Raw genomic sequence first — 12,515 nt, forward strand, 5'->3', positions numbered from 1 at the left:
CTTTCATCAGTGTGATTAGCCTTTCACTGCACCGGCTGAAATATTTTCAATGAGGTATTTGGAAGCGAATATAAACACCACAACAATCGGTACAATGGAGATGGCAAAGCCGAGATAAATCGCTCCCTGATTCTGATACCATATTCTCAGTGCCTTCAGGGAGGAAATGACCATGGGCAGTGTTTCATTCGCCTTGGAACTCAGAATGACTCTTGCACTGAGATAATTATTCCAGGACCCGATGAAGGTGAAAATCGACATGGTCGCCACACCCGGAGCCATGAGCGGCAGCGCGATTCTATGGAAAATGTAGAGCTCTCCTGCGCCATCTATTCTGGCGGCCTCGATGACCTCCTTGCCGAGGGAGGAACTGATGTAGGCTCTCAGGAAAAACACCGTTCCGATGGAGGCGATGGCTGGTATGATCAGCGCAAGATGATTATCCATGAGCCCGATCTGGGTCATCAGTCTGACATAGCCAAGAAACGCCAGCTGGCTGGGAACCATCATGAATATGAGGATCAGTCCGAACAGGACATTCTTTCCTCTGAAGTTGAACACATGGAATCCGTAAGCCGTCAGCGCCGAGAAATATCCCGATAACACCGTCACCGCCACTGCGATCTTCAGGGAGTTCATGAAGCCCCTGACCACATCCACGTTGTCCACCAGAATCCTGTAGTTTTCCACCAGACTTGTTCCTGGAATCAGCGAAATGCCCTGGGTTGAAATGGACATTCCGTCACGGGTGGCATTGATAAGCACGATCCAGAAAGGAATGACGGCAATGACCACAAGAAATGCAAGGAAAAGATAGATCAGGCTATAGACCATGACTTTCTTCGCTTTGTTTCTTCGTATCTCTTTACGTCTCTGCTCATCGGTCTGTGGACTGATTTGTTCTTTCACTCTATTGTCTTTCATGAGGATCACCGCCTTTCATCATTAAAACTTCTTTCTTTCTCGCTTTCTTCTCTTTCCTGTTTTCAAAAAACTCTCTGATTTCTCTTCTGTTTGTCGCAATGGTGAAGACCGCTGTAAATACCATGATGAGGAGGAATAGTACAAAAGAAAGGGCAGAAGCATAACCATAGTTTCTGTAGACGAAGGCCATATTGTAGATGTACACAATCATCGTGTTCAGACTGCCTTCCGGAAACCCTCTGCTGTCGGTAATGAGAAAGGGAATATCAAAGAGCTGAAGCCCCCCTATGAGACCCGTGACCATGACATACATGAGGATGGGCTTGATGGAAGGTATGGTGATGTTCTTCATGATCTGGAATCTGTTGGCCCCATCGATTCTTGCTGCTTCAAAGGTCTCTTTGCTCACAGCCTGCACGGAAGCCATGAATAGAATGAAGGAGTTGCCGAACCACATCCAGGTCTGAATCCCTGAAACACTCATCTGAGCCAGAATCGGCTTCGTCAGCCATCCGATGGCGGTATCAATCCACCCGATATTGAAGAGCACCTGATTCACAACGCCATAGTCTCTGTCGAGAAGCTTCACGAAAATCAGTGCTATGGTCGCGGATGCGATGAGATTCGGAAGATAGAACACAACTCGAAAGAAGCCCAGTCCTTTGACTTTATACTTGATGTCCGAGAAAATCATGACCAATAGAAACGCCAGGAAAATCTGGAAGAAAATATTCACTGCCCAGATTCTGATGGTATTGAAGAATGCATCCACCACATTGGGGTCATTGAAAACCAGTTTGAAGTTTTCAGCTCCGATGAACACCTGTGGTCCATAACCTTTGAATCTCGTCATGGACAGGTACAATGTGAACAGAATCGGATATACATTGAACAGGGCGAACACCAGAAAAAATGGTGTGATAAAAAAATATCCTTTCCTTTCTTTTGTTTTTTTCATTTTTACCTCCATATGCAAAAGTAGACTTCACGTCTACTTCTGCATAGTTTTTTTCTTTATTCTGTTGGCAGCCCATCCACATAGATTTCAGGGTAGGTCACCTTGACATCATTATAGAAAGCAGTCAGCACATCTGCAATGGAGCTGTAACCTGAAGCACCCTGCTTGTAGTTTGTGATGTGTGTACCCAGAAGATCATTGAGACCTCTGTCATAGACTGTTACATTGGATAGATCGATCTTGGCCGCTTCTTCACTGAATACCTTCAGGTGATTCATTCCGCCCAGGGACTGTCTGCCTTCGTAGTCTGCAATGACCGGTGCCATGACGGACTCGACGGAATACATGTCTCCATCTGCTTCCTGACGCTCTGCCAGTCTTTCCTTGTCAAACAGCATGGATTTCAGGAAAGCGAATGCCGCTTCGGGATTTTCGGAATCTGCGTTGACACCCAGATAAGTTCCACCCCAGAAATAGGAATTCGGTCCGGATGCCATACCCCAGTTGCCTTTGAATGCCGCATTCTCATATGCGTCCTTTTCTTCCTGAGATGCGTCTTCTGCCGGCTTTGCCAGTGTGTTGCCCTCCGCATCCACTTTTTCCATGTTCGGTTCAATGATGTATCTCAGGCCCCATGTAGGCATGGAGTACGCCATGACCTGCCAGGTCTTTCCTTCTGCATCGGTCAGGTCCTTGTCCATGGCATCAAACCAGGGACCACTCCACTCTGCTGCATTGGCAGTCAGTGATGCATCGATGGTTTCACCGTACATTTCCTTCACCAGATTGATATATGGAATCTGTTCCTTGATTTTATCCGCATTCAGTTTTCCGTCTTCATCGACCCATTTCGCAGGATCGTTTGTACCTGCAGCGAAGTGTCTTACCGCCTGATCATCCGGAAACAGTCTCCAGTTCGGATTGTAGGCTTTGACTTCCTCCTGCGCTTCAAGCATATTCTCGATGCTATCGAACTTGTTTTCGTTCATCCAGTTTGTCACAGCGGTGTTGTAGTCTTCAGACCCTTCTGCTGGGAATCCGGCTTCTGTGCCCCATACTTCAGCAGCCATATCTGTTTTGAAGAAGATGGCACCAGGTGTCACCTGCCAGGATAAAGCGGCAAGCTTCTCTGTGGCTGGATCGATTCCGGACTGCCAGATATACTCCGCATAATCCGCTTTCTCTGCAGCAAGATCCACATCAGGATCATTTTCCATCATGGTTTCAATGTCGGCATAGTATCCAGCTTCAATGAATTGCTTGATGTGGTCAAGCTCTCCAGTGAATACATCTGGTCCGTTGCCGGAGGATAGTGCAGGCAGAATCTTATCCATATAACCGTCCTGAATGGATACTGCAACAAACTCCACTTCCATGCCTTCCAGAGGTTTGCCTTCCGCTGTATATAGTTCCTTGAAATGATCAATGTCTCCGGCTGTCTCCAGTTCGTCTGTGAAGGACCAGATCACCAGTTTCTCATTTGAATAGTCTTTGGATGGATCCACCTCTACATTTGGCGCCTCCTCAGATGTGCCGCAGGCAGAAAGTACAAACATAGATGCCATCAGGAATGAAAGTATTTTTTTGATTTTCATTCGATTAACCCCTTTTTCCTTTATTTCAACACTCATTATGTCGCACCCATAATATAGCACATTTACGAAAGCGGTTTCAATAGTTTTTTAAAAGTTTTTTATGAAAATGAAAACCTTTTAAAAAGGAGAAAACATCTGTTTCTTTCAGTAGCGCTTTTGAATCCATATTATGAGATTGACAGCCCATAATCTCATTTCACCTGAAAATCAGCTGATTTCAGATGTTTCTCCGTTTTTGATGCGTCTTCTGACTGCCAGCGGAAGACTCCCTTCCACTATTGCATACGCATCCTCTCCACAAGGCTCTGATCAGCAACCAGACGCCTCATATTTCACATTTTCGAAACCGCTTTCCTTATTTATCCGATGATGAAGGTGGTGATGGAGTTGTCCGGCAGATTGATGTTCAGCCCTTCCCCGTCCACCACGAGAGAAAGTTCAGCGATGAACCCTTCATTCTGCGCAACCACCACAATCCTGCCATCAGGGTTTCTGAATGCCACCGCATGGACGTCTTCCTTGGTCACACTGATTTCCAGTCTTCTTGCCCCCACAGCGATGTATTTCGAGAAATGACCGATATAATAATAGGAATTGTTGTAGATGAGCTTCTCCGTGTTCCGGTCATACATGATGGGCGCTTCACAGTAATTGTAGACATGATTGGGCCCTCCGATCTCATTCAGAACCAGGTTCCAGTCGATCCATCCTCTGCTCCAGTTGTTGAAGTCACCCATGATATTGCGGCCGTATCGCTCCCCGTTGGACCAGGAACCGAGATATCCGTTATGCACCGCATTCTCGGATGTGGTGGTCAGTTCCACGCAGCCTTCCGTAAACAGAATATGTTTATCCGGAAACATGTTGTGGAGCGCCGTGAGATTTTCGAATGCCTCGCTCACATACCAGTGATTGCCGACACCCCACACATACTGGGCTGCCTCCAGGTCCGACAGCACCACTGCCCCTCGCTCCACCAGAACATCCCTGTTGTGATCCCACACAATGATCTTTGTGTCAGGGTGGGTTGCACTTATAACAGGACCCAGATGGTGCTTCACAAAATCACGTTCTTCTTCCGCTGTGTATATACAGGAATCCCAGGTCTGGGTGGCCAGAGGCTCATTCTGGACACTGACGGCCCAGATGCCGATTCCACGCTTTTTCATTTCTTCGATGTATCGGGCATAATATTTCGCCCAGATATCAGCGAACTGCGGCAGGAGCTTTCCACCGTAATTCATTTCCCCGGTATCCTTCATGTACCCCGGAGGACTCCACGGAGAAGCAAGAAGCTTCAGAGGTTCTTCCGCATGTCTCATGGCATCCCTGATCATGGGCACAACCCATCTGTCCTCTCTTGAAAGATCGAAAGTGCTCAGATCCTGATCCCCTTCTTCCACATAGGTATAGTTTTCCAGCGAAAAATCACTGGAGTTGATGTGCACTCTTCCCAGAACATACCCGAGCCCTTCCAACTTTGAAAAATAGGCACGAAGAGCTTCCTCCCGAACCGTTTCAGGAGCTTCAGACAGGGTGAAGGCAGCTGATTCCGTAAACGCGCCACCGAAACCCATGAATTCCTGATATTCCACCCTGCTGTTCACGGCAATTACGGGTCTTTTCGGATCATAATGACCCGTTTCTCTTTCGGGCAGAGTTTTCCAGAATTTCAGATCTCTCTTCTCGGACCTGATTGCTTTGACTTTCATAGTGATTCCTCCTTCAACTTGTATATCATGATGATCTGTTTCACCTCACGGTCTCTCACTTTCTGCGCCAGATCTCCACAGATGCATGCATATGCTTTTCCGTCCACCTTGTAGTGATCGATGCACACCCGCTCTGAATAGGTGGGCAGCCCGGTGTCATTTTCTATGATGAACTCCATGTCGGATAGAAGCGTGGTCGTAACCCTTCCATCCACAAAGAAATCCGCCCCGAGAATCGGCTCCGGTGAGAAACACAGTTCGCCGCTGAAGGTGAACAAGGATTTCCCGAACATCATATGCTGCCAGATGCTGAGCATCTCCGCTGTGGACCCGCTGAGCCTGGACACAAATCCCTGCCCATGCAGTTTACTGTTGGGATTCAGACTGCTGGCAATGAAGCTGGAGTTTTCCAGCGTGGATCGCCCATAGACTTCAGGATCCATGAAACAGACCAGATTCGTTCTGATTTCCTCGAAGAACAGATCCGGAAGCCCTCCTTTCAGAAGTCCCAGAAGATACTTGTAGGTCATGTGCAGAAAATTGCTCTCCCTTTCCAGCCAACCTGGGGTGAACGCTCTGATTCTACCGGTCTCATAGCTCATATCCTCCAGCGATGCACTGGTCCTGTAGGTTTTCAGGACCGGATCATACATACCTGAATTTCTTATGCGGTGATGCAGAGCTCTGTTTTCCTCTGCCGTCCCGATCTTCAGGAATCTTGCAGGACCCTCCAGAAAAAACGGGACCTTCTCCAGTTCAAAGCCCTTGACACGAACCCTCTGCAGTCCGTAAGGAGTCTTTCCTTCCAGCACTTCATAATCCGTAACCTTATAGATGAGATAGGTGGGAAGCACGCCCTCATGGAGGGTTTTCGCCCGGTTGATTCCATCCATAAGAACCCCCTCCAGCCTTTCCAGAAACTGGCCGGCTTCCTTCGCATCCACAAGGACTTCATTTCCGCCGATGTCCTCTCTGATCTTTTCCCTGAAGTCCTCTCGCAGAGAAGTCAACGCATCCCATCTTTCAAACAGTGACATCTCCCTGGAAAGCACCTCAGTGATCCGACTGTAGAGATGATGACTGACATCAAGGAGACGCACCGGTCTTGTCAGATTCTCCCTCAGGAACCTGACCACCCTCACCAGTTCCACGGTCTCACTCATCCCTGATCCGAACAGTCCTGGAAGACCGTTCATGGCATCATTCCACCCGGGTCTGTCCGCTTCCATTTCCACGCCCATGCCGAAAGGATCCAGGGTCGTGAACTTGATCATCACATGATGCAGGAGCTTCTGTGCGAGACTCACTTTGTAGATTTCTCCCCCGACACGCTTCCAGTTTGACTGCTCGAATCGGCTAGAATGCTCTTCCTCCTCTATGGCGCCATATTGCCTGATGACCCCATTTTCCGTTCGTCCGTATTTTTCGCGTCTGGGCAGAACATGGACCGGACTGTCGTAGTACCGATAGGTTTCATCTTCGAACAGCATCTCCTCGATCCGGTCAGGGTAGACGCTCCGATAACTTTCAACTAGATCGAAATTGTATGTCCAGTGATCGGACCAGTACCCTTCCCCATAGACGGCTTCAATGTGCTGCTCCGCTTCTTCCAGAAGACGATCCATGAATGCGTCCTCGCCGATATCAAGCCTGATCCCCTCCAGAAGAATCTTCATGGATACATTGCCCGGCGTGAATTTGCCGGAAAGAACCTCTCTCAGTTTCTCCTGCCCTTCAAGGACATATTTTCCCATCAGCACCTCCATCGCAGATGCTTCTATGGTGAACGTGGTACCCTGAACCCCCAGGGGATTGTATCCGTCCAGCTGCAGGAGATTCATGAACATCTTCACATTGAACAGTCCTGCCTCCGGCGTAAAAAGCACATCACTTCGTCTGTTCTGATTCACATCCCTGAAGTTTCCGTTTCCCTGAGAATAGAACTCAGGCGCGAGAGAGAAGAAGTTGTAATCCCGTTCAGGATCCCCGTGCTTTCTGGAGAACACGTGGTAGACCTTTCTCTGGTCCCCCTCTCCGAATACCAGCGGAAACCCGCCTCGCAAGGTATTATCCAGAAAATTCTGCTTCAGATAGGCATCAAAGACCGGATAGGCTGACTCCGTTCGGATCACATTCACCAGTTCATCGAGGACCTCCTCCGCTTCTTCACGTTTACGGGAAATGTATGCTGTTTTCGTGAAAGCCTTGGCTTTCTCATTGATGATTTCCACATCGGAAACACTGCCAATGATGGTATGGATGTTAAGATGCTCCCCGGCTTCAAGCTTTTTCGATACGGGAGAGAACCCGCAAGGCACTTTATTGACCAGCACCTGATTCTTGAGATCCAACTCTTCCAGGCTATGGCTTTCCATCGTTGTCGGCACTGACAAGGACGTGTCATAGCCGAAGATTTTCTCCAGATCCACAATGGGAGGGATCAGCTGCCCGTCCTCCATGAAGGAAAGGTAGAAATGCCCTTTCTGAACCATGGATATTTCGGCATCGTCTCCACTGGAAGCTCTGAATTTATAGAACGGAATATGGTGGTCCATGTTTTCCACGCCCATCCAGGAAACCATGAGATTCGACATGTTCTTAAAGGTTTCATTGGTGGTGCCCGAAGGGAGGATATTCGCAATCCCGTCCACAACTTCCAGGATTCTTGCAGCTCCGTCATTCACGATCTCCACTTCTCTGACAAGCCCTGCCACCGGCTCATTGGTTAGCCCGAAATAGGTGACTCGGTAGGTGATCTTTCGGGTTTCATTGATTTCCTCGATGGTGAAATGCCCCTGGGCGATGAACATGGTTCTCTTCACCACATCACGACTGCCTGGAGCAAAAGGTTCGTAGACTTCCCCATCCACCTTCACGAAACTGCGGAACCCGTATCGGTCCACATACTGATAGCTGGTGTTGGCGGGAAAAAACTCCTGGATCGGTTCGTTTTTGTCTCTTAGCCCGAAACTGGTGATGCCCTGCCCGCGATTCGCGTAATATACCCATAAAGGGATGCCTCGGATACCCGCAATCCCTGGAAGAAAACTGGAAAAGGGTTTCCTTTTATCGTAATTTTCTATGACAAATTCTTTGTCCTTATAATAATATCCCATAGTTCCTCCTGTTGAACAGTGATTTAAGAATGCCGATTTCGCTTACACTCCATATCTTTTTTCGATAATAACTATTTACGAAATCGGTTTCGCTTAGTCTATGATAGCATAGGAATTCCATTAAGCAAATACAAGAATCTGTGAAATCAGTTTTTATTCACCGATTTTCTCCGTTCTGATATTACACCTGCCCTTTTTCTTACAACGCAAAAAAAAGACCTGATTTGTTCAGATCTCTTCTCACGGACTGATCGTCCAGTCTTATTTTGTTGATTCCCGAATGACCAGTTCAACCGGTACGCGTTTCACGATGCCGGGCGTACTCTCTATTTCATGATTGATGAGTGCAATCAGATGCTTGGCCGCTTCTCTGCCGATTTTCACCTTGTCCTGAGCGATGGTCGTCAGGGCAGGCGAGGTGTATTTCGTCAGCTCGATGTTGTCAAATCCTACAACACATACATCTTCAGGAACCTTGTACCCCAGCTCCTTCAGCGCCCTGATGGCACCAAGAGCGATGTCGTCACTGGCAGCATAGATGGCATCCGGAACGCCGCCATACTGGCTGACCAGCTGGTACAAAGCATTCTTACCGCTGTTGAAATCATAGTTGTTGGCTTCAATAATGAGCTTTTCATCGATTTCAACTCCGGCTTTGGTTAATACATCTCTGTAGGCATCGATACGTTCCTGGGCCGCAAAGGATCTCATGGGTCCTGCTATATGGGCAATATTCTTCGCCCCCTTCAGTCTCAGATAGTTCAGCACCATCCTTGTTCCCTGGTAGTTGTCCGAAATGATCGTCGGCACGTTCAGGACGCCATTATCCACCGTCACGATGGGAATGCCGCTTTCTGTAAGCTCTTTGAGATTGACATCATCCACATCCACCGTCACGATGAATACCCCATCCACATTCTTGTATTTGCACCATTCGAGATAGCTCAGTGACTGATGTCCCACTTTCTTGGAAACAAAGGTCACTTCATAGCCCAGGTCCTCCACATAGGTCTTGAAAGCCTCCAGCACACCACCGAAAAAGTGATGCTCCAGACCGATGTTCAGATCCTCGCTGAAGAGAATCCCAATGGACCAGCTGTTCTTTGTCGCAAGCTGTCTTGCGTTTGAGTTCGGAACATATCCCATGAGCTTCGCAATCGCTATGATCTCTTCTTTTCGCTTCTTGCTGATTGTCGAGGAATTGTTCAGTGCCTTGGACACCGTACTGGATGAACAACCCGCTTTCTTTGCAATATCGTATATCGTCACCATTCTTCTATCTCCCTGTTCTTGAGTAAAATCCGTTTCCCTATGGAACTGTTCTGCTTTTCAGAAACAGTTTCAGTTTTTTGTCTTCTTAGCAATTCTACACCAGAATTCACATTTCTTCAATCATCCCAATCCATTCCGCTTCTCGAATTTCATCAATAACCCCGGAAACCGGAATTTTACAGCTGAAAAAAGGGATGCAGCCTGATTCAACCTGCCACATCCTTGACTGACTCCTTACATTTCCTTCCCGCAGCTTTTGCAGTACCTGGCATCTTCTTCATTCAGTTCTCTGCAATGCCTGCATCGGACTCTGATTTCAGCCTTTTCTTCCCCCGACTTCTTCAGCACCTCCACTTCCTTCAAGGCATCACTGATCATCCCGCCTGCCGCGGAGGTGTAGGGATTCAGGTCCTCTCTGGCCTTCTCGGGATCCAGCACAAGACCTGACCCCGCAGCGCCTTTCGCCCCTAGATTCATGACGAATCCCCCTGCTCCTATAAGAATGAACCCGATGAACCCGTTCTTCATGAATCCGAAGTCGGGTTCCACCATACCGCTTCCTCCGATCCCCGTAAACGCATAGTAGAATACGGATAAGAACAGCACCACCCCGATGGCACTCATGCCCATACCGATATAGTACAGACCTTTTCTTTCACCTGATATTTTTCTAGGATCTTTCTTGTTCATGTCCATGGATTTCCCTCCAACTGATCTTCTATTTTCCCGTTTCCATTTCTTTCAGAACTTCCTTGTAGGCCTTCATGAATCCTCTGTTGTTCTCCATGGTGGAGATGGTGACACGGATATGTCCCGGAATGCCTAAGAAGCCGCCAGGTCTTATGATATAGCCCTTCTTCATGAGTCTTCGGAAGATCTCCATATCATCTTTCTTTGTATCCCAGAGGATGAAGTTCGTATCGGATACCACAAAGGGCAGTCCCATTTTTTCGAGCTCCCGGTAGAAGAAATGTTTGCCTTCCGTATTCCTTTCAATGACTTCCTTCAGAAACGCCTGGTCTCTGAGCGCAGCCACCGCCGCTTCCTGAGCGAAGAGGTTCACATCAAAGGGATCCACCACGCGATAGAAGTACCCCACAAGCTCCGGATCCGCAAAACCGTAGCCCACACGAAGACCGGCCATGCCGTAGGCCTTGGAGAAGGTTCTGAGCACAATGAGATTCTTATGGTCATCCAGATACTCCAGCGCATCGAAATAGTCTTCTCTTGTGACATACTCCCGGTACGCCTCATCCATGATGACAAGGATGTCACTACTCACCTTGGCGATGAACGCTTCAAAATCCGCCTTCCCGAAGGACGAACCCGTGGGATTGTTCGGATTGCAGAGGTAGATGATCTTGGTCTTCTCCGTGATGGCCTTTTCCATGGCATCCAGGTTCAGCACCAGTTTCTCCATATCGGTCTTCACCACCACAGCCCCCATGAGCTTCGCATTGTCCTCGTATCGGGAGAAGGAATGCTCTCCCATGATGATTTCGTCTCCTCTGCTCAGCATGGTGGAAGAAATGACCTTGATGAGAGAATCGGAACCTCCGCCTACAAAGATCTCCTCCATGGGTCTCCCGGTCATCTGAGACAGTTCCTGTCTCAGTCCGAAGGATCCGGAATCCGGATAAAGGCTCACATCCTCGCAGGTTCTAAGAATCGCTTCCTTCACCATCGGACTGGCTCCGAAGGGATTCTCATTGGATGCCATTTTCACCACGGTTTCGATCCCCAGCTCCCTCTTCACTTCAGATATGGGTTTCCCCGCCACATATCTCTTCATGTTCTTTATTTCTTCCCGTATTCTATAATTCATGTTTTCCCCCTTATGAAATCGTATACTCTGATGATACCCCATGCAGATGGGCCAATCAAGGAAATCCTGCCCGCAAGCAGTACAGAAATAAGGCAAAAAAAGAAAGAGAAACTATCCTGTCTCTCTTCCATAAAATTCAATTCTAGATGATATCCTGTTTGTCTTCTCCCACAATGAGCACTTCCGTGCAAAGCTCCACATGGAACTTATCCATCACCGTGGACTGGATATAACTGATGAGATCCAGCACATCCTTGGCCTCCGCATGATCCTTGTTGATGACGAATCCACTGTGCTTCTCGGAAACCTGAGCACCACCGATCTGGTATCCTTTGAGGCCCGCATCCTGAATCAGTTTACCCGCATAATGTCCAGTGGGTCTTTTGAACGTGCTGCCGGCAGATGGAAATTCCAGAGGCTGTCTGTCTTCTCTTCTATGGGTCAGATCATCCACCTTCGCTTTGATTTCTTCCTTGCTGCCAGCTTCCAGCACAATCTTCGCATCCAGAACCACATAGCCGTTGGTTTTCACCGCCGACGTCCTGTAGCCCAGTTCCAGCTCATCTCTCTTCAGTGTGAGCACTTTCAGATCCGGTGTCATGACGCGAACGCTGTCCAGAACAAAAGACATCTCCCCGTCATAGGCTCCTGCATTCATGAATACAGCTCCGCCCAAGGTCCCCGGAATGCCGCATGCGAACTCAAACCCGCTGAGACCATGCTCATAGGCGATTCCAGAAATATCTTCAAGAAGTGCACCGCATTCTGCTGTGATGATTTCTCCCTCTACAGAGATTCTATTGATCATTTCGGTCTTTATGACAATCCCTCGGATGCCACCGTCTTTTACAAGCAGGTTGGACCCATTCCCGATGAGGAAAGTGGGGATGTTGTTTTTTCTGACATAATGAATCACCTTGATCAGCTTTTCCACCGATTGGGGAATCACAAGAATATCCGCAGTACCGCCGATTTCAAACCAGGTGTGGTTCTTCATGGGTTCGTCCAGTAGAATTTCCTCCTTGTTGAGGAATGATGCCAATTCATCATAGGCATTCAAATATCTATTCATTCTCAATGCTCCTTAAACTTAATTCCATCTATGCATTATAC

The 12,515-nt window shown here is 48.1% G+C and carries 9 protein-coding genes; all 9 read right to left on the minus strand.

All coding sequences use genetic code 11. The features are described 5' to 3' along the window. Positions 1–15: 15 nt before the first annotated feature. Positions 16–924 (minus strand): carbohydrate ABC transporter permease, encoded by a 909-nt coding sequence (locus J3A84_RS12865; protein ID WP_242694221.1) that lies wholly within the window; start codon positions 922–924, stop codon positions 16–18. Next, a complete protein-coding gene (locus J3A84_RS12870) occupies positions 911–1,882 on the minus strand; it encodes a carbohydrate ABC transporter permease (protein WP_242694222.1) in 972 nt (323 codons plus the stop codon). The genes J3A84_RS12865 and J3A84_RS12870 overlap by 14 nt, the downstream gene beginning before the upstream one ends. 56 nt (positions 1,883–1,938) lie before the next feature. Next, positions 1,939–3,477 carry an ABC transporter substrate-binding protein gene (locus J3A84_RS12875; protein WP_207600442.1) on the minus strand — a complete coding sequence of 513 codons (1,539 nt, stop codon included), beginning with the start codon at positions 3,475–3,477 and terminating at the stop codon, positions 1,939–1,941. 359 nt (positions 3,478–3,836) lie between these two features. After that, a complete protein-coding gene (locus J3A84_RS12880) occupies positions 3,837–5,189 on the minus strand; it encodes a glycoside hydrolase family 30 protein (protein WP_207600443.1) in 1,353 nt (450 codons plus the stop codon). Continuing rightward, a complete protein-coding gene (locus J3A84_RS12885; RefSeq protein ID WP_207600444.1) occupies positions 5,186–8,305 on the minus strand; it encodes a cellobiose phosphorylase in 3,120 nt (1,039 codons plus the stop codon). Before J3A84_RS12885 ends, J3A84_RS12880 begins: the two co-directional genes overlap by 4 nt. Before the next feature lie 261 nt (positions 8,306–8,566). Then, the gene (locus J3A84_RS12890; protein ID WP_207600445.1) at positions 8,567–9,577 is read right to left on the minus strand and encodes a LacI family DNA-binding transcriptional regulator; all 1,011 of its coding nucleotides are present in this window, start codon (positions 9,575–9,577) and stop codon (positions 8,567–8,569) included. A gap of 234 nt (positions 9,578–9,811) precedes the next feature. Beyond that, on the minus strand, positions 9,812–10,273 hold the full coding sequence (locus J3A84_RS12895) for a zinc ribbon domain-containing protein (RefSeq protein ID WP_207600446.1): 462 nt from the start codon (positions 10,271–10,273) through the stop codon (positions 9,812–9,814). A 22-nt stretch (positions 10,274–10,295) separates the two neighbouring features. Further along, positions 10,296–11,402, minus strand: coding sequence for a histidinol-phosphate transaminase (gene hisC, locus J3A84_RS12900; protein WP_207600447.1), 1,107 nt, complete (start codon positions 11,400–11,402; stop codon positions 10,296–10,298). 142 nt (positions 11,403–11,544) lie between these two features. Next, a complete protein-coding gene (gene murB / locus J3A84_RS12905; RefSeq protein ID WP_207600448.1) occupies positions 11,545–12,474 on the minus strand; it encodes a UDP-N-acetylmuramate dehydrogenase in 930 nt (309 codons plus the stop codon). Positions 12,475–12,515: the final 41 nt, after the last annotated feature.

The organism is Proteiniclasticum aestuarii, assembly GCF_017368455.1.
Taxonomy (GTDB): Bacteria; Bacillota; Clostridia; order Clostridiales; family Clostridiaceae; genus Proteiniclasticum; species Proteiniclasticum aestuarii.

Excerpts from the sequence above, each read along its gene's own strand:
- J3A84_RS12865 (WP_242694221.1), bottom strand. The coding sequence starts at position 924 with ATGAAAGACAATAGAGTGAAAGAACAAATCAGTCCACAGACCGATGAG.
- J3A84_RS12870 (WP_242694222.1), bottom strand. The coding sequence starts at position 1,882 with ATGAAAAAAACAAAAGAAAGGAAAGGATATTTTTTTATCACACCATTT.
- J3A84_RS12875 (WP_207600442.1), bottom strand. The coding sequence starts at position 3,477 with ATGAAAATCAAAAAAATACTTTCATTCCTGATGGCATCTATGTTTGTA.
- J3A84_RS12880 (WP_207600443.1), bottom strand. The coding sequence starts at position 5,189 with ATGAAAGTCAAAGCAATCAGGTCCGAGAAGAGAGATCTGAAATTCTGG.
- J3A84_RS12885 (WP_207600444.1), bottom strand. The coding sequence starts at position 8,305 with ATGGGATATTATTATAAGGACAAAGAATTTGTCATAGAAAATTACGAT.
- J3A84_RS12890 (WP_207600445.1), bottom strand. The coding sequence starts at position 9,577 with ATGGTGACGATATACGATATTGCAAAGAAAGCGGGTTGTTCATCCAGT.
- J3A84_RS12895 (WP_207600446.1), bottom strand. The coding sequence starts at position 10,273 with ATGGACATGAACAAGAAAGATCCTAGAAAAATATCAGGTGAAAGAAAA.
- hisC (WP_207600447.1), bottom strand. The coding sequence starts at position 11,402 with ATGAATTATAGAATACGGGAAGAAATAAAGAACATGAAGAGATATGTG.
- murB (WP_207600448.1), bottom strand. The coding sequence starts at position 12,474 with ATGAATAGATATTTGAATGCCTATGATGAATTGGCATCATTCCTCAAC.